The following is a 20,124-nucleotide window of genomic DNA, read 5'->3' as shown; positions in this document are numbered from 1 at the left end:
GGTTCAGGTCTCCCGCACGAAGTTGAGATGCGATGGTTCGCCGGCTGCCGGCGATTTTATTTGGCGCGCTTGCGGAAGAATTCCTCCATCATCCGCGCGGGCTCGCCCGAGTCGTATGCTTCGCGCTGAATCCGCATGCCCGCCTCGATGCAGTCGACGAAGCCCGGCTCGGTCATCTCGCGAAAACGCTGCTTGTCTAGGCGCATCGCGACGGGCGGCTTCTCGGCCAGCTCGGTCGCGATTTCGAGCGCCTTTGCGAAGACCTGATCTTCGGCGACGAGGTGATGAATCAATCCGATGCGGTGGCATTCGTCGGCGTCCATCAGCCGGCCAGTGAGCGTCAGCTCGATGGTGCGCGACATACCGAGCATTGCGTTCATGATCCACGGGCCGGTCGTGCTCGCGATGCCCGCGTTGATCTCCGGCTGCCCCATGCGCACGCCCGCATGGGCGACGCGGATATCGCCGAGCAGCGCCACTTGAAACGCGGAGCCGGCCGCCGTGCCGTTGAGCGCCATGACGAGCGGCTTCTTGAGGCCGCGCAGCGCCGCGTAATAGCGCTGCCATTCCTTGACCCACGCCACGGCGCGTTCGCCGTCGAAGTCATGCGCTTCCGACAAGTCCTGCCCCGCCGAGAACGCGCGGCTGCCTGCGCCCGTCATGATGATGGCGGCGACATCGTCGTCGGCGTCGAAGCGCCCGAGCGCCTCGATGATCGCTTCGCGCATCGGCGTGGTCCACGCGTTCAGCTTGTCCGGCCGGTTCAGCGTGATGACCGCAACGCGGCCGTGATTCGACAGCAGAATGTCTTCGCTCATGATTTATCGCATGGCAATAGTGAATGGTGAAATTCAATATAGGTTCGTCAAAAATCTCGTGCAAGCGGGTTTACGCGGGGCTGCGCAGGCACGCGTCTGCTTGAAGGGAGCGAAACGTTCGGGACCGAAAAGAAGGCAGAGCGCGGACGTCCGTCGTGCCGGCGCGCATTGGCCGCGCGTTGGAATCGGCGCATTCCTTTCCTCCGTTCATTCCGCTTGAACCGCCGCCCCGACCGCATCCAGTTCGATCTCACGACCTTGCGTCTCTTCGAGGCGACTGCGGAATCGCGTGCGCGCGGAAGACCTGCTCGGTTGCGACTTGATCGGCCTCACCGAAGGCTGCGCGATCTCGATTGCGCTCAGCCGGCTCGCGAGCCAGCTCGATGGCGCGCTGCACATGCGCATTTGCGTCGGCAGCTTCGACAGCATGACGGCGATGGTCGCGGCGGGCGTCGGCATCGGCGTGATGCCGCTCGGCGTCGCGCGCGTGCTCGCCACGGCCAAGCGCTTTCACATCCTGCCGATCGAAGGCGCGTGCCCGTGCGGCAGATGCTGCTGTGCCATCTGCCCGTCGAGGCGCTCGCGTCCTCGACGATCGCCGTGCTCGATCTGCTCGCGCAGCCGGTTTCGCGAAAGGCGAAACCGGCATAAGCCAGTGAGCGATGGAGTGCGCGCGTGTTTGTCCTTGACGTGAGGGTAGCCCGCTCGCATGAGGCGGTGTCATTCCCCTTCCATCGCTGGAGTTTCATGGCTTCGTAACCCGTTCGCGTCGTGCCGCGACGCTCGATCTGAACCCAAACGCAAAGGACCTGCGAGAAGCGCGACGTCATACGTCGCGCTTTTTATTCCTAGGGTTATCACGAATAACCGAAACGATATGGGTCCAGCGGGATTTTTCATTGGAAAGAAGCGTGGCCGCTCCTTAGACTCTCTGATCCAACGCTGCGCGGAAAGGCATTCCACTCTGCACTTCGCGTCCACTTTGAAACGCCGTATCCAGGAGAGACGATGGACGACAAGCTGGCGACGAACACCGCGGCCGGCGCGCACGCGGCCAGCATCAACTTCCGGTGGCGAGTGCTGATCTGGCTCGTGATCGGCGGCATCATCAACTATCTGGACCGGGCGAGCCTCTCGATCGCCGCGCCCGGCATGATTCACGACCTCGGCCTCACGCGCACGCAGATCGGGCTGCTCGGCACCGTGTTCGCGTGGACCTACGCGGTGATGCAGTTGCCCGCGGGCTGGATCATCGATCGCTTCGGCGCGAAGAAGGCGTATGCGATCGGCATGATCTGGTGGAGCGTCGCGACGTGGCTCACGGGCGTGGTCGGCTCGGTGTCGGGCCTTATCGTGATGCGCGTTTTGCTCGCGGTCGGCGAAGCGCCCTGCTGGCCGACCTCCGCGAAAATCACGGCGGCATGGTTCCCGGCCAAGGAGCGCGGATTCGCCACCGGCATCTGGGATTCGTCCTCGAAATGGGGCCCCGCGCTCGCCCCGGCGCTGCTCGTCGCGCTGATGATCGCGTTCGGCTGGCGCTCGCTCTTCCATGTAACGGGCGCGATCGGCATCGGATTCGCGATCCTCTTTCTCTTCCTCTATCGCAATCCGATGCAGAGCAAGCGGCTCTCGCGCAAGGAATTGGAGTACATCGAGGCGGGCGGCGGCGGACATGAGCGTTCGCTTGCCAATTCCAATCTGAAATGGGGTTCCCTTTTCACGCATCGCAGCATCTGGGGAATGATCCTCGGCTATTTCTGCGCGATCTGGCTATGGAACCTCTTCCTCGTATTCCTGCCGCTGTATCTGCTCGACCGCTTCCATATCTCGCTCGCGCAGATGGGCGTCTATGCGAGCGTGCCGTGGTTCGGCGGCGCGGCGGGCGAGATCGTGGCCGGCTGGGTCGCGACGAAGCTCGTCGATAGCGGCGTCGCCTCCCCGATGGGCGCGAAGCGCATGCTGATCGCGTGCTGCTCGATCGGCGCGGCGGTGTGCGCGGTCGCGCTGCCGTTCACGCAGTCGATGATGGTCACGATCGTGCTCATGACCATCGGGCTTGCGTTCATCGCCGCGACCATCGGCAATGCATGGGCGCTTGCCGGCGATATCGCGCCGCCTTCGATGGTGGGATCGGTCAGCGCCATTCAGAACTTCGGCGGTTACTTCGGCGGCGCGTTCTCGCCGGTCGTGGCGGGTTTCATCGTCGATCACACGGGTTCGTACTCGCTCGCGTTCGTGAGCGGCGGGATTATCGCGGGCTGCGCGGCGCTCTTCTACTGGTTCATGGCGCGGCGCCGCGTCGAGGACGCGCCGGCGGGCTGAACGCGCGCGGGTGTGTCGACGACGCTTTGGCGTTTATAAATCGCGCGGGGGCGCCTACGCAGTTTCGTCGCCTTCTGCCGACTGATCTTCGACCGATCGCCGATGGGCAAGCAACGCCATCAGGCGACGATCCCGCCAGCGGCTGCGTTCCTCGATGCGATCGCGCGCGAGCACTTCGCGGCGCTCGCCATCGAGCCTTGCGAGCGTATCGGCGGGCCAGTCGAACGGCACGCGCGTCGCCGCGATGCTGCGATACGTGCCGCCATAGCGCGACGCGTAATCGGCCACGCCGCCGGGCGCGTTGAGATCGATGGTTTCGAACGGTCCCATGAAGGACCATCGCATCGCGAGGCCGTCGCGCATCACGGTGTCGAGATCGGCTGCGCTCGCGTAGCCTTGTTCATAGAGGCTCAGTGCTTCGTCGAGCACCGCGCCTTGCAGACGATTCAGCAGAAAGCCCGATATTTCGCGATTCACGACGACAGGCTTCTGCCCCGCTTCTTCGTACAGCGCGCGGGCACGCGCGAGCGTGTCGGGCGCGGTCCACGGCGCACCGCATAGCTCGACGAGCGGCACGAGCGACGGCGGGTTCACCGGATGCGCTACAAGGCAGCGCGCGCGTCCTTGCAGCCCTTCCGTGAACGTCGATGCCGGCAGCCCCGAGGTCGAGCTTGCGAGCAACGCATCGGGCTTCGTCAGACGGTCGAGATCGGCGAAAAGCGCGCGCTTGGCTTCGACGACTTCAGCGATGTTCTCCTGCACGAGATCGGCATTGGCCACCGTCTCGCCAAGCGTCTTGCAGGCCGTGATACGCGCGACGATCGTATCGACCGGTTCGTCGATAAGACCGAACGATGTCAGGTCCCCCACGCTCTCGCGAATCGCGGGAATGGCACCTTCCAGCATATGTGGCGCGGCGTCGTGAAGCCTCACGGCGAAACCGCTGCGCGCGAACACGATGGCCCATGCGCGGCCGATGCGCCCCGAGCCGATGACCGCGATCGTTCTTTCTTGCATGTCGATTCTTCCTCGATGATTGGGTCTCTTTATTCGGTCAGAAGTCGGTCTCGCTCGCGCCCTTCAGTTGCAGCATTTCGCGCGCTTCCGCGGGCGTCGCGATATCGAGCGAAAGGCCTTCAATCACCTGCCGTATCTTGCGCACCTGCGCCGCGCTCGATTCCGCGAGCTTGCCCGGCTCGATCCACAGCGAATCTTCGAGGCCCACGCGCACGTTGGACCCTTGCGCAACGCCTATCGATCCGAGCGCAATCTGATTGCGTCCCGCGCCGAGAATCGACCATACATAGTCCTTGCCGAACAGACGGTCCGCGGTGCGGCGCATGTGCGCGAGGTCTTCCGGATGTGGCCCGATGCCGCCCAGCAAACCGAAGACGCTCTGCACGAAAAACGGCGGCTTCGCGAGCCCGCGATCCACGAAATGCGCGAGGTTATACAGATGCGAGATGTCGTAGCACTCGTACTCGAAGCGCGTGCCGTTCGCGCTGCACGACGTGAGAATGTATTCGATGTCCGCGAACGTGTTCTTGAACACGAGATCGCGGCTGTTCTCGAGATGCTTGCGCTCCCAGTCGTACTTCAGTTCCTTGAAGCGATCGAGCATCGGATACAGGCCGAAGTTCATCGAACCCATATTGAGCGACGCCACTTCGGGCTTGAAGTGATGCGCGGGCTTGAGGCGCTCGGCCACCGTCATGTGCGGACTGCCGCCCGTCGTGATATTAATGACGGCATCCGTCTGCGCCTTGATGCGCGGAAGGAACGCCTGAAACACGGCCGGGTCCTGCGTCGGATGACCGTCAACGGGATCGCGTGCATGAAGATGCAGGATGGCCGCGCCTTCCCGTGCCGCAGCGAGCGCTGCATCGCCGATTTGCTGCGGCGTGATCGGAAGATGCGGCGACATCGAGGGCGTATGAATCGCGCCCGTCGGCGCGCACGTAATGATGACCTTGCGTTTCGCTGCCATGCAGTTCCTCCGTTTCTCGTTGTGTCCGTCGTCTCGGCTGCCGTGTTACCGGTAAAGCTCAGGCGCTTGGCTGCTCGCTGCGTTTCGTGCCGCTGTCGTTCAGTCTTTCGATGGCTTGCAGACGCTCGCGCAAGTCGGCTGCGGCATCGCGAATGTCTTCTTCGATGCCCGCGCGCGCATCTTCACCGTCGCCTCGCCAGAGCGCATCGACGATATATCGGTGCGCGGCCATCGAGCGGCGCATATGCGCAACGTCGGGTGCGACGAGATTCAGAAACGGACCGATGCGCACCCAGAGGCTTTGAATGGTGGCGAGCGTGATATCGCTTGCGCCGTGCGTGTAAATGGCGATATGGAATTCGAAATTGCTGCGCAGAAACGCGGACACGTCGCCGGCTTCGGCATGCCGGTCCATCGCGGCGAAGATGCTCTGCAATGCGCTGAGATGCGTTCGCGTCATGCGCAAGGCCGCGCGCCGCGCCACTGTTCCTTCGAGCGCGATGCGCACGTCGCGCAGTTCGTCGAGAAGTTCGAGCGTCATGGGCGGGACCATCAGCGCGCGGCCCGGCCCGTCGACGAGCGCGCCTTCGGCTTGCAAGCGCGTGAGCGCGGCGCGCACCGGCATGGTCGATGACCCGACTGCCTCCGCGACGCTGCGCAGACTCAGCAACTGTCCCGGCGCAAAGCGCCCGGTCATGATGGCCTCTTTGAGTTGCGCGTAGACGCCCTCGGCCATCGTCTGTCTTGTGACGAACTGGAGCGCGGGCAAGTCCGTCGTCGTGCGTGTGGTCACTCTGCGTCTCCGGGCTTTTGTGACCTGTGATCACAGCATTGAGTCGAAGTTTGGTACGAGTTCGCAAGTGAGTCAATGATGTATCGCTAAGGGAAAACGTTAAGCTAAGTCAATCTCGCTGGCGTCCGTCCATTTACTTCGGATTCCCACGTTTTTTGAAGCGGCCTTGTCGATGTTATGACAACGTCAGGCCTTCGTCGCAAACTTTGGCGCAATCGCACGCGGTGTCAGCGCTTAACGGTCAGTGAAGATCGCGTTGAGCTGCGCGCCCGATGCGGCGTCGGCGAAGCCGTCGAATCGTCCCTCTGCAAGCGATTGCGCCGCTCGCATGAAACCGCCCCATGCCGCGCGCGCCAGCCCACCGCCGACGCTTACGCGCCGCACGCCCAGCGCCGCGAAATCGCTCAACGTCATGGCCGATGCAGAGCCGACGAGTACGTTCACCGGCTTGGGCGCGACTGCGGCAACCACGGCTTCGATCTGTTCGCGGCTTTGTATTCCGGGCGCGTAAAGGCAGTCGGCTCCGGCTTGCGCGTAGGCCGTGAGCCTTGCGATGGCGTCATCGAGATCCGGCTTGCCCGCAAAGAAATTCTCCGCGCGGCCAATGAGCAGCGTGTCGCCGCCGGTCTCGTCGATTGCTTGACGCGCCGCTTCGAGGCGCGCAACGGCGACATCGACCGGAAAGAGCGGGTTCGCGGCGTCGCCCGTCGAATCCTCGATGGAAAGCCCCGCTACGCCCGTGCCGACCGCCAGTTTCACGCTTTGCGCGACGCCCGCGGGGTCGTCTCCGAAGCCGTTTTCAAAGTCGGCGTTGACGGGTAGATCGCACGAATCCACCATCATGCGCAGATGATTCAATACGGCATCGCGCGGCACGCGATTGTCGGCGTGCGCGGTCGACCACGCGAAGCCCGAACTCGTCGTGGCGATGGCCTCGAAACCCAAGCTCGCGAGGTAACGCGCGCTGCCCGCATCCCAGGGGTTAGGCAGCATGAAACAGCCCGAGGCGTGCAGTGCGCGAAATGCGGCACGTTTTTCGGCGGCGGTGCGGGGCATATATGTGTCCTATCTGAAGGTCAAGTCTCGTCGGGATCACTTCGTGTTCGTTGTGTGTGTGCTACGCCTGCGATGCAGTTGGCGCGCAGCGGCGCACGCGAGCGAATCTCTCGTTAGTATAGGAAAGCGCGACCTCGGAGGGATCAATCGCCATGACGATGGAGAAGCGTTCGACTTCAACAGTGCCCGCTCCCTTAAAACCTCATACGGTCAAAGCACCATCCACTGCAGCACAGCCGCCGATATCCGATCGATTCGAATCAAAGGATTCGAGTGAACAAAGCGAACGAATTGAACGCAAAGGTCTGACCGAACGTTCCATCTTTCACGAACCCTGGTGGCTGAATGCCACGGCGGGTGACAACTGGCACGTAGCCGTCGTCAAGTCCGGCGACGCCATCATTGCCGAGATGCCTTACACGCTGATCAAAGGCGGCCGCCTTTGGCGGGTGTCCTATCTGCCCGCAATCACGAGGACACTCGGCCCCGTCATCAAGGCGCGCGCGAAGGGCAGCAGCCATTCGGAATGGCGCCATCGTCTCGATGTCACGCGCAAGCTGATCGAGCAACTGCCCGAATGCGCGCATTTCCAGCAGCTTGCCGATCCGCGTGTGTCGGATGCAGAGGCCGCCGCGTTCATGCTGGCCGGCTTCAATGTATCCGTGAGATTCACGCTAAGACTCGCGCCGGGCGCGAACGAAGACTACGACTGGGCGAGGCTCGACTACAAGACACGCAACCGTGTCCGACGCGCAGCGGAGCATTTCACTGTTGAGGAAATTGCAAATGTCGACGCATTCGTCGACTTCTATGAATCCAATCTGGCGGCGCGCGATCGCGGCAACCACTACGGCTCCGGGCTCATGCGGCACTTGTTGAACGAAGTCATGACGCGCAAGGCCGGCATGATCATCGGCGCATTCGATGAAGACGGCTCGCTCGTCGCGGCCACGACACTCGTATGGGATCGTTCGCACGTCTACTATCTTTTGACGTCGCGCCTCGAATCCGCGCATGGCGGCGCCGTCTCGCTGCTCGTATGGCGCGCCATGGCAATCGCCCGCGACAGGCAACTCGAATTGGACTTCGATGGGGTTGCAACCGCCGGCATTCTTCAGTTTCTTGCGGGCTTCGGCGGCCGTCTCGTTCAGCGATACGAGTTCGAAAAGATACGGCCCGACTACGCCATCTTTCGCAGGCTGCGCACGCAGATGCGCCCGCGTGCTAAAGCCCGAAGCGAATAAGCGACATCGGCGGCGAGGTGATCGGCGCAATACACGTCATCGGCCGATCACCTGTGAGTTGCTTATCCCCGCACGAACGCGAGAAGGTCTTCGTTGAGCATGTCCGCATTCACCGTCAGCATGCCATGCGAGAAGCCGGGATAAGTCTTGAGCGTGCCATTGGCGAGCAGCTTGATCGACTTGTGCGCTGCATCCGCGATTGGCACGATCTGGTCGTCCTCGCCATGCAACACCAGCGTCGGCACCGTGATCGCGCGCAAGTCTTCGGTCTGATCGGTCTCGGAGAACGCCTTGATGCCTTCGTAATGCGCCTTTGCGCTTCCCATCATGCCTTGCCGCCACCAGTTCTGAATGACGCCATGATGAACGGTCGCGCCCGAACGATTGAAGCCATAAAACGGACCGCTCGGCACGTCGATAAAGAATTGCGCGCGGTTATCCGCAAGCGCCTTGCGAAAGCCATCGAACACTTCGAGCGGCAAGCCTTCGGGATTTGCTTCGGTCTTTAGCATCAGAGGAGGCACAGCGCTAACCAGCACTGCCTTGGCGACGCGGCCAGCGGGTTCGCCATGTCTCGCCACATAGCGGGCGACCTCGCCGCCGCCGGTCGAATGGCCGATGTGCACCGCATTGCGAAGATCGAGCGCTTCGGCCACCGCGAAAGCATCGGCGGCATAGTGGTCCATGTCGTGCCCATCCGAGACTTGCGACGATCTCCCATGACCGCGCCGATCATGTGCAATCACGCGGTAGCCTTTTTGAGCGAAGAAAAGCATTTGCGCGTCCCAGTCGTCGGACGACAACGGCCAACCATGATGGAAGACGATTGGCTGCGCGTCCCTGGAGCCCCAGTCCTTATAGAAAATTTCGACGTTGTCCTTCGTTGTGACATACGGCATGGCATTTCCTTTGGTAGTTGTCTTTCAGGAATGTCCGGCCATCATTCCCGGCGTTCGTCTTGCGTGAGCCGCTTGCGCATCCGGTTTTGCTGACCAGCGGTGCGATCGGCGGGAGAAAGCGTGAAGGGTTCGCTGCAAAGGGCGCAGTCTACGAGATCAAAATTAACGGCATGTGACTCGTGCGCGCCCTCACCTCGATCGATACCACACGAGCTCGGAAAGATGTTGCGCGAAGTAATCGGCGAGCGCCGTGATTCTGGCCGGACGCGCCCGGGCCGATGGCGTCACGAAATACAGTCCCCCGCGCGTCAGATGCCATTCGGGCAAGAGCACTTCCAGCCTTCCATCCGCGAGATATTCGCCCGCAATGAACTCGGGAAGCTCTGCAATCGCAAGCCCATCGAGCAGCATTGGCAGCAGCGCATCCGCATTCGTTACGCGCAGTGGTCCAATGGGTGTGACGGACTCTTCATCGCCGGCATCGTTGACGAAGCGCCAGACATCGCTGCTGGCGCGATAAGCATATGAAAGACAGGGCCTGCCGACTAACTCTCTAGGATGCGTGGGACGGCCGCATTGCTGCACGTATTGCGGCGACGCCACGAGCAGTTGATTCACGCGACAAAGACGCCTTGCAATAAGCGACGAGTCCGGCAAAGCCGCGACCCGCAGCGCGGCGTCGAACCCTTGCGCGACGATATCGACGGTTGCATCCGACAAGTGCAGATCGATCGACACCTCGGGATAAGCGCGAAAGAAATTGGGCAAGAGCGGCGCCACCCAGCGCAAACCGAAGGACATCGGCACGGCGAGCCGAATAAGGCCGCGCGGATGAATGGACATTTCCTTGGCGGCGTTCTCCGCTTCTTGCGCCTGACGATAAATATCGCCGGCCTTTTCCGCAATGGTTCCGCCGAACTCAGTAAGCGCAAGCTGGCGCGATGTGCGATTGAAAAGTCTCGCACCGAGTCGCTCTTCCAGTCTCGCAACGCCGCGCGACACTGTTGCGACCGACACGCCCATAGCGCGCGCGGCCGCGGCAAAGGAGCCTTCCTCGGCCACTTTGGCGAACATCGCCAGGCCCTCGAAATCCGGGAGCTTAGTCATTGTTCCTGTCATTTCATTTTTGCAACGATGGTTTGCAGGCGATTCTATTTCGAAAAGAATGTGCGGTCGATATTCTCCTCACATCACATCAACCGAACTCGAAGGAAGGAGAAACGTCATGGCACGCAAGCTCGAAGGCAAGATCGCACTCGTCACAGGCGCAACCAGCGGCATTGGCTTGGCAAGCGCGAAGCGTTTCGCGCAAGAAGGCGCGCATGTTTATGTCACCGGCCGTCGTCAGGCGGAGCTGGATGCCGCCGTCGCGGCCATCGCCACCGTTGGAGAAGTGACGGGCGTTCGCGTCGATTCCTCAAAGCCCGAGCAGTTGGACATGTTGTATGAACAAATTCGCGGGGAGAAAGGCCGTCTGGATGTGCTCTTCGCCAATGCAGGCGGCGGCTCGATGGTGCCGCTTGGCAAAATCACCGAAGCGCATTATCACGACACGTTCGATCGCAATGTGAAAGGCACGCTTTTCACCGTGCAGAAGGCCTTGCCGTTGCTTTCGCGAGGCGCGTCAGTGATTCTCGCCGGCTCCACCACGACCATCGAAGGAACGGCTTCTTTTAGTGTGTATTCAGCATCTAAAGCCGCAATCCGCAACTTCGCGCGCAGTTGGGTACTGGATCTCAAGCACCGCGGCATCCGCGTCAATACGATCAGCCCGGGTGCGACGAGAACGCCCGGCCTCGTCGAACTCGCCGGCCCCGACGCCGCGCAACAGCAAGGCTTGCTCGACCATCTCGCCTCGCGCATTCCGATGGGACGTGTCGGCGAGCCCGACGAAATCGCGGGTGCGGCGCTCTTCCTTGCATCCGACGATGCGAGCTTCGTGAATGGCGCAGAACTATTCGTCGATGGCGGGCAAGCGCAAGTTTAAGGTTTAGCGTTTTGCTCAAGGCAACGGCGCCCGAAGCGCCGTTGCCGTCAAGTGAACATGCCGCTTAGCGGTCTTTATCCGCGCGCGGCGCATAAGAAATTCTCTCCTCGTCATATAGGCGATAGATCAATTCCAGCATCTCGCGGATATCGCGCGACTCGTCGAGCGCACGCATGCTCATGATGATCGGCGACACGAGCGTCGGATCGTCCAGTTCCTTATAGCTCACGTCATCGCGCTTAAGACCATATACGCTGCTCGGCACGACGGAGATGCCCTCTCCTGCCGCGACGAGACCGAGCGCGATCTGCAACTCGCGCACTTCGTAGATGCGACGCGGTTCGAGCGCGCGGTCCTTGAATGCGGCGAGCACTTGGTCCGCATAGCTCGGGCGCGGCGCCTTGGGAAAAATGATCAGCGTTTCAAGAACGAGATCGCGAAGCGCAAGCACCGGCTTGAGCACAGAAAGCGGATGCCCCTCGGGAAGCGCAACGATCATCTTTTCTTCGCGCAGAATGACGCGCCGGATGCTCGCGTCTTCATTGCGGATGCGCCCGAAGCCGACATCGATGCGCCCGTCTTTGAGCGCTCTTAGCTGATCCATTGTCGACATTTCGTGAAGGCTCAGTTCCACGGTCGGATTTTCGTCGCGAAAGCGTCGGATGATCTTGGGCAACATGCCGTAGAGCGTCGAACCCACGAATCCGATTGAAAGGCTGCGCTCGATGTTGCCGACGCGCCGTGTCATCGATTCGAGTTCCGATGTCTGAGCGAGCAATTGCGCCGCGTGCAAATAAAAGAATTTGCCAGTTTCCGTCAGCTTGAGGGGCCGCGAATTGCGCTCGAGCAACTGGACGCCCAGCATGTCCTCGAGTTGTTGAATCTGTCGGCTCAAAGGCGGTTGCGCGATGTTCAGCCGCTCGGCCGCGCGCGTGAAGTTTCTTTCCTCGGCTACCGCGACGAAATAGCGAAGGTGCCGCAGTTCCATCTCCATACCTCCCGGATATAGCCCGATACTAAAACGGTGTTGGACGCTTGCTGCCGACGTCCACTATTCTGCATTTACACCCTGTTTCAAGCGCCGACTATACCTTCTAAAGATAACTTCGTCGCTTTAGAGCCGAGGGTTTACCCACTAAAGCAGAGAGAGTCAGGAGCAGACATGAGCGTCAAAGTGTTCGACACGAAGGAAGTGCAGGCCTTGCTCGAGGCCGCTGCCAACGTCAATAGCGAGAAGGGAAACGCGCGCGCGAAGCAGATCACGCATCGCCTCCTGAGCGATCTTTTCAAAGCCATCGACGACCTCGATATGTCGCCGGATGAAATCTGGGCGGGCGTCAATTACTTCAACAAGCTCGGACGCGACGGCGAAGCGGCGCTGCTGGCGGCGGGCCTGGGACTCGAAAAATATCTCGACATCCGCATGGATGCGGCGGATCGCGAGGCGGACATTCACGGCGGCACGCCGCGCACCATCGAAGGCCCGCTTTACGTCGCAGGCGCACCGCTGCGCGACGGCGTCTCGAGGATCGATATCGACCCTGACGATGGCGCAGGGCCGCTCGTCATCAAAGGCAAAGTGACCGGTCCTGACGGCAAGCCCGTTGCCGGTGCCATCGTCGAATGCTGGCATGCGAATTCCAAAGGCTTCTACTCCCACTTCGATCCAACGGCCGCGCAAGGCGACTTCAACTTGCGCGGCGCAGTCAGAACGGGTGCGGATGGCCAATACGAATTCCGCACGCTAATGCCGGTTGGCTATGGCTGTCCGCCGCAAGGCGCGACGCAACAGTTGCTCGATGCGCTCGCGCGCCATGGCAATCGTCCCGCGCATGTCCATTTCTTCATCACGAGCGACAAGCATCGCAAACTGACTACGCAAATCAATATCGAAGGCGATCCGCTCATCTGGGACGACTTCGCGTATGCCACTCGTGAGGACCTGATTCCGCACGTCGTCGAAAAAACGGGAGGCGCGGCACTCGGACTCAAGACCGATGCTTATAAGGAAATCGAGTTCGACATCGCATTGACTTCGCTGGTGCACGGCCTCGACAACCAGCTTGTGAATCGCTCGCGGGCTTCCGCCACGGCTTGAGCCACGCGGCGGGCAGCGACATAGCGCGACCGCCGCTTCACGCATCCTTCGCAACCATCCTTCGATACCGATGCAGCTCCTCATGGAGCGTGCATAGGGGGTACTCATGTCCGCGATCATCGACAAAACCCGGCAACTCGACGAACTTCTCCAGACTGCTGTTCAGGACGATACGCAAAGCGGTGTTTTCCGCTGCCGACGCGACATCTTCACGAATGCCGATCTATTCGAACTGGAGATGAAGCACATTTTCGAAAGCAACTGGGTATATCTGGCGCATGAAAGCCAAATTCCCGACAACAACGATTACTACACGACATGGATAGGCCGCCAGCCGATCGTGATTACACGCGACAAGGCAGGCGAGCTTCACGCGGTCATCAACGCCTGCGCCCACAAGGGCGCAATGCTCTGCCGGCGCAAGCACGGCAACAAGGGCAGCTTCACATGCCCATTTCACGGCTGGACCTTCTCCAATACCGGCAAGCTGCTCAAGGTCAAGGACGAGAAGACGACTGAGTATCCGGTGCAATTCAACAAGCACGGCTCGCATGATCTAAGAAAGGTCGCGCGTTTCGAAAGCTATCGCGGCTTCCTGTTCGGCAGCCTCAATGAAGACGTGATGCCGCTCGAACAGTATCTCGGTGCGACGAAAGTCATCATCGATCAGATTGCGGATCAGGCTCCGCAAGGCCTCGAGGTGCTGCGCGGCAACTCCTCGTACATCTACGACGGCAACTGGAAGATGCAGATGGAAAACGGCTGCGACGGCTATCACGTCAGCACCGTGCACTGGAATTATTCCGCGACGATGGGCCGACGCAAGATCGAAGGCACCAAGGCCGTCGACGCGAATGGCTGGAGCAAGTCGGTTGCGGGCGTCTATGGTTTCGAGCATGGCCACATCCTGCTCTGGACCGATACGATGAATCCGGAAGTGCGGCCGGTCTATCAACATCGCGACGAGATCGCGTCGCGCGTGGGCGAGGACAAGGCCCGATTCATCGTCAATCAGACGCGCAACCTGTGTCTCTATCCGAACGTGTTCCTGATGGATCAGTTCAGCACGCAGATTCGCGTCGTGCGTCCGATCAGCGTCGACAGGACGGAAGTAAGCATCTTCTGCTTCGCGCCCAAGGGCGAAAGCGCCGAAAGCCGTGCCATTCGCATCCGCCAATACGAGGACTTTTTCAATGTGACGGGAATGGGAACGAGCGACGACCTCGAAGAGTTTCGCGCATGTCAGGCCGGTTATGCGGGCACGGCGTCCATGTGGAACGACCTGTCGCGCGGTGCGCCGTTGTGGGTCCACGGTCCCGACGAAAACGCGAAGCAGATGGGCCTCGAGCCGCTCATTTCCGGCGAGCGCAGCGAAGACGAAGGCCTCTTCGTTTGCCAGCACGAATACTGGGTGCAGGCAATGCGCGATGCGCTGAACAAGGAACGCACGGAGGCACTGGCATGAGCTTCGATTACCAGAAAATCTGCGCGACGTTGTATCAGGAAGCGCGCTTTCTCGATGACCGGCAGTGGGACGAATGGCTCGCCTGCTATACGGAAGACGTCTCCTACTGGATGCCCGCATGGGACGACGACGACCGGCTCACCGACGATCACGAAAGCCAGATCTCGTTGATGTATTACCCGGACCGCGCGGGCCTGGAAGACCGCGTGTTTCGCATCAAGACCGAGCGCAGCGGCGCGTCGATGCCCGAACCGCGCACAAGCCACAACGTAACGAACGTCGAAGTGCTGGCGGAGCGCGGCAACGAAGTGGACATCCGATACAACTTCAATACCCTCAATCACCGCTACAAGATCACCGACCAGTTTTTCGGCACGATGCACCTCACCTTGCGCCGCGTCGACGACCGCTTGCTGATATGCCGCAAGAAGATCGCACTGAAGAACGACTACATTCGCCAGGTGCTCGACGTCTATCACGTCTGATGCCGGCGCTTCGATGAAACATCCAGCAGGAGGCAACATGTCCAGCTACAACATTGCACTGAATTTCGAGGACGGCGTCACGCGCTTTGTCGAATGCAAGGCAGGCGAGAAGGTTCTCGACGCCGCCTTTCGCGCGCGCATCAACCTGCCGATGGATTGCTCCGATGGCGTATGCGGAACGTGCAAGTGCCGCGCGGAAAGCGGCCGCTACGATCTCGGCGACGACTACATCGAGGACGCATTGAGCGACGACGAGAAGGAACACGGTCTCGTGCTCACATGCCAGATGGTGCCGCAAAGCGATTGCGTCATTGCGGTGCCCGCATCATCGACAGCGTGCAAGACCGAGCAGAGCAAGTTCGCCGCGACCGTGACGAAAGTGGAACCGCATAACGATGCAGCCGTAGTGCTCGAACTGGAAGTGGATTCCACCGCGCCCGTTTTCCTCGCGGGCCAGTATGTGAACATCGATGTTCCCGCAAGCGGCCAGCATCGCTCTTACTCGTTCTCGTCGGCGCCGGGTGCATCGAAGATCAGCTTCCTCATCAAGAAAATTCCCGGTGGCGTGATGAGCACCTGGCTCGAATCGGCGAAGCCGGGCCACAAGATCGAGCTGACCGGTCCGCTCGGGAGCTTCTATCTGCGCGCCGTCGCGCGGCCGTTGTTATTCCTCGCGGGCGGCACAGGACTCGCTCCGTTTCTTTCGATGCTCGAAGTGATCGCGCAGTCGAACTCGCAGCAGAGCGTGCATCTGATTTACGGCGTAACGCGCGATCTCGACCTGGTGCAAGTAGAGGCAATCGAGGCGTATAGCGCTAGGCTTCCGAACTTTACTTTTGAAACCGTTGTTGCCGATCCCGCGTCGAAGCATCTGCGCAAGGGCTGGGTCACGCAGCATATGCCGGCCGAATCGCTGGACGACGGCGACGTGGATGTCTACCTGTGCGGCCCGCCGCCGATGGTCGATGCGGTGCGCAAGTATCTCGACGACAACGGCGTGAAGCCGCACAGTTTCCACTACGAGAAGTTCACGCCCAACGCTGTGCCGGTGGCCGCATGAACGCGCAACGATTCGCCAACAAGGTCATCGTCGTCACGGGCGCGGCGCAAGGCATCGGTCGGGGCGTGGCTCTGCGCGCGGCAGCCGAGGGCGGCAAGGTCGTATTCGTGGACCGCGCCGATTTCGTCGCGGAAGTCGCAGGCGAAGCCATCGGCGCGGATACCGCCGCGTTTGTCGCGGACATGGAGACTTACGAGGGCGCGGCGCGCGCAATGGCCTTCGCCGTCGAGCGCTTCGGCCGTATCGACGTTCTCATCAACGGCGTGGGCGGCGCCATCCGCATGCGTCCCTTCCATGAATTCGAAGCGGCGCACATCGATGCCGAAATTCGACGCTCGCTGATGCCCACGCTTTACGCCTGTCACGCAGTGCTTCCGCACATGCTGAAGCAAGGCGGCGGCGGAACGATCGTGAACGTGTCGTCGAATGCGACGCGCGGCATCCGCCGCGTGCCTTATTCGGCAGCCAAGGGCGGCGTGAACGCCTTGACGCAGTCGCTCGCGATGGAATACGGCGAGCGCAACATACGCGTGGTTGCGGCGGCGCCGGGCGGAACCGAAGCGCCTCCCCGACGCGTACCGCGCAATGCGGACGGCGACAGCGATCAGGAAAAGGTCTGGACGAGCGAAGCGGTCAGGCAAGTCACCGAATCGACGTTCCTGAAACGCTATTCCACGCTGGAAGAACAGGTCGCGCCGATCCTGTTCCTCGCATCCGACGAAGCGGCTTACATCACCGGCGCAGTATTGCCGGTTGCGGGCGGAGACAACGGCTAAGCGATAAGGGTTCAGGGCTTCAGGTTATTAACGCCTAAAGCAACGGCTCGACGATGCTGCCAATCTCGATGATTCCGTCCTCGACGACGCGCGCTGTGATTCCGCCGAATCTGCGCACAGCGTTATAGCCGCCCACGCCGAAACTCTCTTCCATTCGGGAACAGGGATGGCACTCGCCGCTGGCTTCAAGCACGGCGTTGCCGATGCGAAAACGCCGGTCTTTCAGCGCACTCAGATTGATGCCTTCGGTGACGATATTGCGCCGCATATCGAGCGGCAAAACGCAGTCACGCCCGAGATAGCTCGCTATGGCGCGCAGGCTTTCCGCTTCGATCAGCGTGACCTGGCGGTTGCCGCCTTTGCGTGTGTAGTGGTCGCCTTCGAGCCCTTCGTCCGTGCATGCGTGCGCGGCCTGGACTTCGCGCATCGGTGTACGTCGCGATGTGCGCAGCCCGAGCCACACGACGCGCCCCGGGCGCACCGGCGCAAGCATCAGGCGCGCGAGAGGCGAATCGGGATTGAGCGGCATGGGACGTGAATGTTTATCGATGCATCGATCGCCGAGCGCACGGATCAACTCGCTGCGGGCGTCGGCGTCCAGCCGAATACGCTTTCGAAGCGCTCGCGAAACGGCGTGCGGATGCCCACGGGCGACTTCCGGATATACGCTTCGGCGCGGCGGCATTCGTCTTCGCCGAGCGATCGCAGATAGGTGATCGCTTCATCGACGCTGGGCATGCGGCCGTTGCAATCCCGCGATTTCGCCGGCAACGCGGTCCATATCACGGCGTCCGCGCCGTTGCGCTTGAGCCATTCGGCCAGCGCATGCGACTGCGGATAGTCGATGCCCGCCGGAGCCGGCACGCTGCCGATCCATTCCGCCACGTTCGCCCGCACGTCCTCGCGCGCGCGCAATGCCTCGCGCGCGGCATCGAGCGAATCGAGCGCGACCGGCGCCCAGAAGGTCGGCTGCAACGGACCCGACTCCAGCACGACGAGACTGACGATCTCGCCATCCGAATGACGCGCGAATTCGAGCGGGATCATCGGCCCGCCTTCGCGCCATTCGCCTTCGATTGGGAAGCCCTTGAGGTTCCACAGCAAGGAGCCCCATGCCACGCATACGATCTTCATGCCCGTTCGTTCTAGTAATGCCGCCGATGCGGCATGAGCACGGCGTATGCCCGCGTGCTTTCATTCGGATGCGCTGCCCGTCGCCGTCTCGAACATGTGGACTCTGAGCAGCGCCGTGGTTTCGGCGGTGCGGTTCGTGAATTCCGCGCCGATCAACATGCCGCCCTGCAAACGCCGCAGATTGCGTGCAATGCAGTTGAACGCGACGGCATGCACCTTGCCGTCCGCGCGCAGGCGCAGCGCCAGTTTGAAATGCTCCCCGACGTTGACGAGCGCATCCGGCACACGCAGCGCCACGCCGCCGAGACTCACGTTCACGACGGTGACGTCGAAGCCCGCCGCGACGCAATCGTTGCGGAGAAGGCGTCCCGGCAACTCGGTCTGCACGCGCGCATGATTGCGCACAATATGCGTTTGCACGCTCTCGGGGTAAGCCAAGTACACGATCTTGACGGGCGTATCGCTGCGCCCGATTACCTTGCTGCGAAAGCGGTAAATCTTCCGTCCGAGCAGCGCCTTGCATTCGACATCCATACCGGCGTTCAGCAATGCATGTCCGCTCGGCGCGGCGACGAGCAGCGCGCTACCGGCAACGGTGCCCACGAAATCCGCGAGCAGCGGGCCGTGCTCGCTGCCCACCATCGTCAGTTGCACGCTTTCGAGCGTCTTCGGCAGTCTGCCCGTTGTGGCGACCGGATGCACGGTTGGGCGAGCCGGCGGTGCGTCATGCCTGGCCGTCGAGATCAGAATATCGACGCCGGCAGCGGCGACCGGCTGCGGGCGGCTCTCGGCGGCGTCCTCATCGCGGAATCCGCCCGCCGCGAGAATCCTGTCGCGCTGGCTTTCCGATCGCACGCAATATCCCTCCTTCAGCAGGAGCTTGCCGTTCGACGCATAGACGGCGAACGGAAGCGGCGTGCCGATTCTCAACTCTTGGGCGGTGAGTTTGACGAGTACCATGTTCGGTCTCCCGTAGTCCACGCACACATGCGCTCGCATGCGGGCATATCAGTTTCGATTGCCGTAACGTACCGGACCGACTCGCCGTTCATAGTGCGTCATGCCGCATTGATCTGATGAAATTGCATGCGGAATGCAATTCGCTTGCAGCGATGGTCAGGCGCCGTCCACTAGAAGATCGCGCAGGGCGTTCAGCGCCGCCGAGAAGTGACCCTTGCGCCAGACGAGCAGCGTATCGACCTGTCCCAGTTCGCCGATTGAATGCAAATCCACTTCGCCGTCGATCCGCGCGAGTTCCAGCACCGAGCGCGGCGCCACCGCGACGCCCGCGCCCGCGGCCACGCACGCGACGATCGCGTGATACGAGCCGAGTTCCAGCACGCGCGCCGGGCGAATGCCCTGCAACTCGTACCAGCGCGCCGCGTATGACCGGTACGCGCAGCCGCGCTCGAACGCGACGAGCGTGAGGCCCGCGACATCGCGCGCCATCGCGAACGGCGCCTTTCCGCGCGGCGTCAGCAGCACCAGTTCCTCCCTGAACACCGCGACGGATTCGAACTGCTCGGCGGGCAGCGCGTCCGGCTCGATCGGTTGCGCGAGCAAGGCCGCATCGACATCGAAGCTGCGGACGCTCTCGACGAGCGCGCGCGTCACGCCCGTCGCGAGTTCGAGCGTCACCTGCGGCCAGCGCTGGTGATACGTCGCGAGCACGCGCGGCAGGCGGCTCGCTGCGGTGCTTTCCATCGTGCCGAGCCGCAGGCGGCCTTGCGGACGATTTTCGCGGACCGCGTGGCGCGCCTCTTCGGCGAGCGCGAGCAGGCGTTCCGCATACGGCAGCAGCGTCTCGCCGGCAGGCGTGAGCACGAGGCGCCGGCCATCGCGGATGAAGAGATCGGCGCCGAGCGTCTCCTCGAGCTGGCGGATGCGCGTCGTCACGTTCGACTGGACGCGGTTGAGCTTGGCCGCCGCGCGCGTCACGCCGTTCTCGCGAACGACCGCCCTGAAAATGGTCAATGCGGACAGGTCCATGTTCTCAACGA

Annotated in this window: 20 protein-coding genes and 1 pseudogene; 9 read left to right on the top strand and 12 right to left on the bottom strand. The window is 61.8% G+C overall.

The window, feature by feature from the left end:
- Positions 1 to 56 precede the first annotated feature (56 nt).
- Positions 57 to 818 carry an enoyl-CoA hydratase/isomerase family protein gene (locus LDZ27_RS26460; RefSeq protein ID WP_244818243.1) on the bottom strand — a complete coding sequence of 254 codons (762 nt, stop codon included), beginning with the start codon at positions 816 to 818 and terminating at the stop codon, positions 57 to 59.
- A 289-nt stretch (positions 819 to 1,107) separates the two neighbouring features.
- Between LDZ27_RS26460 and LDZ27_RS29150 the strand changes: the two are divergent.
- Positions 1,108 to 1,350 (top strand): annotated as a pseudogene (locus LDZ27_RS29150) (LysR substrate-binding domain-containing protein); the annotation flags it as partial.
- Positions 1,351 to 1,826: 476 nt separating this feature from the next.
- The gene (locus LDZ27_RS26450; protein WP_244818241.1) at positions 1,827 to 3,140 is read left to right on the top strand and encodes an MFS transporter; all 1,314 of its coding nucleotides are present in this window, start codon (positions 1,827 to 1,829) and stop codon (positions 3,138 to 3,140) included.
- A gap of 54 nt (positions 3,141 to 3,194) precedes the next feature.
- Here LDZ27_RS26450 and LDZ27_RS26445 read toward each other — a convergent pair whose 3' ends face one another.
- The 4 genes from LDZ27_RS26445 to LDZ27_RS26430 all read right to left on the bottom strand — a co-directional run bounded on the left by LDZ27_RS26445 (position 3,195) and on the right by LDZ27_RS26430 (position 6,976).
- The gene (locus LDZ27_RS26445) at positions 3,195 to 4,157 is read right to left on the bottom strand and encodes a 3-hydroxyacyl-CoA dehydrogenase (RefSeq protein WP_244818240.1); all 963 of its coding nucleotides are present in this window, start codon (positions 4,155 to 4,157) and stop codon (positions 3,195 to 3,197) included.
- A 37-nt stretch (positions 4,158 to 4,194) separates the two neighbouring features.
- Entirely contained in the window at positions 4,195 to 5,127 is a 933-nt protein-coding gene (locus LDZ27_RS26440; protein ID WP_244818239.1) for a 3-keto-5-aminohexanoate cleavage protein, read from the bottom strand.
- Positions 5,128 to 5,185: 58 nt separating this feature from the next.
- Complete coding sequence (locus tag LDZ27_RS26435; protein WP_244818457.1) at positions 5,186 to 5,863, bottom strand: GntR family transcriptional regulator; 678 nt, start codon at positions 5,861 to 5,863, stop codon at positions 5,186 to 5,188.
- 291 nt (positions 5,864 to 6,154) lie between these two features.
- Positions 6,155 to 6,976 carry an oxaloacetate decarboxylase gene (locus LDZ27_RS26430; protein WP_244818238.1) on the bottom strand — a complete coding sequence of 274 codons (822 nt, stop codon included), beginning with the start codon at positions 6,974 to 6,976 and terminating at the stop codon, positions 6,155 to 6,157.
- Between the two features lie 158 nt (positions 6,977 to 7,134).
- Here LDZ27_RS26430 and LDZ27_RS26425 point away from each other — a divergent pair, with 158 nt between their 5' ends.
- A complete protein-coding gene (locus tag LDZ27_RS26425; protein WP_244818237.1) occupies positions 7,135 to 8,220 on the top strand; it encodes a GNAT family N-acetyltransferase in 1,086 nt (361 codons plus the stop codon).
- Positions 8,221 to 8,282: 62 nt separating this feature from the next.
- Here LDZ27_RS26425 and LDZ27_RS26420 read toward each other — a convergent pair whose 3' ends face one another.
- Positions 8,283 to 9,119 carry an alpha/beta fold hydrolase gene (locus tag LDZ27_RS26420; protein ID WP_244818236.1) on the bottom strand — a complete coding sequence of 279 codons (837 nt, stop codon included), beginning with the start codon at positions 9,117 to 9,119 and terminating at the stop codon, positions 8,283 to 8,285.
- A gap of 189 nt (positions 9,120 to 9,308) precedes the next feature.
- Positions 9,309 to 10,226, bottom strand: coding sequence for a LysR family transcriptional regulator (locus LDZ27_RS26415; RefSeq protein WP_244818235.1), 918 nt, complete (start codon positions 10,224 to 10,226; stop codon positions 9,309 to 9,311).
- A 118-nt stretch (positions 10,227 to 10,344) separates the two neighbouring features.
- Between LDZ27_RS26415 and LDZ27_RS26410 the strand changes: the two genes are divergently transcribed.
- Positions 10,345 to 11,106 carry an SDR family NAD(P)-dependent oxidoreductase gene (locus tag LDZ27_RS26410; protein WP_244818456.1) on the top strand — a complete coding sequence of 254 codons (762 nt, stop codon included), beginning with the start codon at positions 10,345 to 10,347 and terminating at the stop codon, positions 11,104 to 11,106.
- Between the two features lie 64 nt (positions 11,107 to 11,170).
- Here LDZ27_RS26410 and LDZ27_RS26405 read toward each other — a convergent pair whose 3' ends face one another.
- Positions 11,171 to 12,094, bottom strand: a complete 924-nt coding sequence (locus tag LDZ27_RS26405; protein ID WP_244818234.1) for a LysR family transcriptional regulator — start codon at positions 12,092 to 12,094, stop codon at positions 11,171 to 11,173.
- Positions 12,095 to 12,268: 174 nt separating this feature from the next.
- Here LDZ27_RS26405 and catA point away from each other — a divergent pair, with 174 nt between their 5' ends.
- The 5 genes from catA to benD all read left to right on the top strand — a co-directional run bounded on the left by catA (position 12,269) and on the right by benD (position 16,990).
- Entirely contained in the window at positions 12,269 to 13,204 is a 936-nt protein-coding gene (gene catA / locus LDZ27_RS26400) for a catechol 1,2-dioxygenase (RefSeq protein WP_244818233.1), read from the top strand.
- A 106-nt stretch (positions 13,205 to 13,310) separates the two neighbouring features.
- Complete coding sequence (locus LDZ27_RS26395; protein ID WP_244818232.1) at positions 13,311 to 14,669, top strand: Rieske 2Fe-2S domain-containing protein; 1,359 nt, start codon at positions 13,311 to 13,313, stop codon at positions 14,667 to 14,669.
- Positions 14,666 to 15,154 (top strand): benzoate 1,2-dioxygenase small subunit, encoded by a 489-nt coding sequence (gene benB / locus LDZ27_RS26390; protein WP_244818231.1) that lies wholly within the window; start codon positions 14,666 to 14,668, stop codon positions 15,152 to 15,154. Before LDZ27_RS26395 ends, benB begins: the two co-directional genes overlap by 4 nt.
- A 37-nt stretch (positions 15,155 to 15,191) precedes the next feature.
- Positions 15,192 to 16,214, top strand: a complete 1,023-nt coding sequence (gene benC, locus LDZ27_RS26385; protein WP_244818230.1) for a benzoate 1,2-dioxygenase electron transfer component BenC — start codon at positions 15,192 to 15,194, stop codon at positions 16,212 to 16,214.
- Positions 16,211 to 16,990 (top strand): benzoate diol dehydrogenase BenD, encoded by a 780-nt coding sequence (benD, locus tag LDZ27_RS26380; protein WP_244818229.1) that lies wholly within the window; start codon positions 16,211 to 16,213, stop codon positions 16,988 to 16,990. Before benC ends, benD begins: the two co-directional genes overlap by 4 nt.
- Positions 16,991 to 17,024: 34 nt before the next feature.
- Here benD and LDZ27_RS26375 read toward each other — a convergent pair whose 3' ends face one another.
- The 4 genes from LDZ27_RS26375 to LDZ27_RS26360 all read right to left on the bottom strand — a co-directional run bounded on the left by LDZ27_RS26375 (position 17,025) and on the right by LDZ27_RS26360 (position 20,113).
- Positions 17,025 to 17,519, bottom strand: a complete 495-nt coding sequence (locus LDZ27_RS26375; protein WP_244818228.1) for an MOSC domain-containing protein — start codon at positions 17,517 to 17,519, stop codon at positions 17,025 to 17,027.
- A gap of 44 nt (positions 17,520 to 17,563) precedes the next feature.
- Positions 17,564 to 18,124: a hypothetical protein gene (locus LDZ27_RS26370; protein ID WP_244818227.1), complete on the bottom strand. Its 561-nt coding sequence runs from the start codon at positions 18,122 to 18,124 to the stop codon at positions 17,564 to 17,566.
- Positions 18,125 to 18,184: 60 nt separating this feature from the next.
- A complete protein-coding gene (locus LDZ27_RS26365) occupies positions 18,185 to 19,084 on the bottom strand; it encodes a flagellar brake protein (protein WP_244818226.1) in 900 nt (299 codons plus the stop codon).
- Between the two features lie 156 nt (positions 19,085 to 19,240).
- Positions 19,241 to 20,113: a LysR substrate-binding domain-containing protein gene (locus LDZ27_RS26360; RefSeq protein WP_244818225.1), complete on the bottom strand. Its 873-nt coding sequence runs from the start codon at positions 20,111 to 20,113 to the stop codon at positions 19,241 to 19,243.
- Between the last annotated feature and the right edge of the window lie 11 nt (positions 20,114 to 20,124).

The sequence above is a fragment of the Caballeronia sp. Lep1P3 genome, assembly GCF_022879595.1.
Lineage (GTDB): Bacteria > Pseudomonadota > Gammaproteobacteria > Burkholderiales > Burkholderiaceae > Caballeronia.
This window is presented reverse-complemented; position numbering and strand designations above follow the sequence as displayed.

Coding starts and splice junctions, on each gene's coding strand:
- LDZ27_RS26435 (WP_244818457.1), bottom strand. CDS start 5,863: ATGGCCGAGGGCGTCTACGCGCAACTCAAAGAGGCCATCATGACCGGG.
- benD (WP_244818229.1), top strand. CDS start 16,211: ATGAACGCGCAACGATTCGCCAACAAGGTCATCGTCGTCACGGGCGCG.
- LDZ27_RS26395 (WP_244818232.1), top strand. CDS start 13,311: ATGTCCGCGATCATCGACAAAACCCGGCAACTCGACGAACTTCTCCAG.
- LDZ27_RS26445 (WP_244818240.1), bottom strand. CDS start 4,157: ATGCAAGAAAGAACGATCGCGGTCATCGGCTCGGGGCGCATCGGCCGC.
- catA (WP_244818233.1), top strand. CDS start 12,269: ATGAGCGTCAAAGTGTTCGACACGAAGGAAGTGCAGGCCTTGCTCGAG.
- benC (WP_244818230.1), top strand. CDS start 15,192: ATGTCCAGCTACAACATTGCACTGAATTTCGAGGACGGCGTCACGCGC.
- LDZ27_RS26405 (WP_244818234.1), bottom strand. CDS start 12,094: ATGGAACTGCGGCACCTTCGCTATTTCGTCGCGGTAGCCGAGGAAAGA.
- LDZ27_RS26370 (WP_244818227.1), bottom strand. CDS start 18,124: ATGAAGATCGTATGCGTGGCATGGGGCTCCTTGCTGTGGAACCTCAAG.
- LDZ27_RS26430 (WP_244818238.1), bottom strand. CDS start 6,976: ATGCCCCGCACCGCCGCCGAAAAACGTGCCGCATTTCGCGCACTGCAC.
- LDZ27_RS26425 (WP_244818237.1), top strand. CDS start 7,135: ATGGAGAAGCGTTCGACTTCAACAGTGCCCGCTCCCTTAAAACCTCAT.
- LDZ27_RS26365 (WP_244818226.1), bottom strand. CDS start 19,084: ATGGTACTCGTCAAACTCACCGCCCAAGAGTTGAGAATCGGCACGCCG.
- LDZ27_RS26360 (WP_244818225.1), bottom strand. CDS start 20,113: ATGGACCTGTCCGCATTGACCATTTTCAGGGCGGTCGTTCGCGAGAAC.
- LDZ27_RS26440 (WP_244818239.1), bottom strand. CDS start 5,127: ATGGCAGCGAAACGCAAGGTCATCATTACGTGCGCGCCGACGGGCGCG.
- LDZ27_RS26375 (WP_244818228.1), bottom strand. CDS start 17,519: ATGCCGCTCAATCCCGATTCGCCTCTCGCGCGCCTGATGCTTGCGCCG.
- LDZ27_RS26450 (WP_244818241.1), top strand. CDS start 1,827: ATGGACGACAAGCTGGCGACGAACACCGCGGCCGGCGCGCACGCGGCC.
- LDZ27_RS26420 (WP_244818236.1), bottom strand. CDS start 9,119: ATGCCGTATGTCACAACGAAGGACAACGTCGAAATTTTCTATAAGGAC.
- LDZ27_RS26460 (WP_244818243.1), bottom strand. CDS start 818: ATGAGCGAAGACATTCTGCTGTCGAATCACGGCCGCGTTGCGGTCATC.
- LDZ27_RS26415 (WP_244818235.1), bottom strand. CDS start 10,226: ATGACTAAGCTCCCGGATTTCGAGGGCCTGGCGATGTTCGCCAAAGTG.
- LDZ27_RS26410 (WP_244818456.1), top strand. CDS start 10,345: ATGGCACGCAAGCTCGAAGGCAAGATCGCACTCGTCACAGGCGCAACC.
- benB (WP_244818231.1), top strand. CDS start 14,666: ATGAGCTTCGATTACCAGAAAATCTGCGCGACGTTGTATCAGGAAGCG.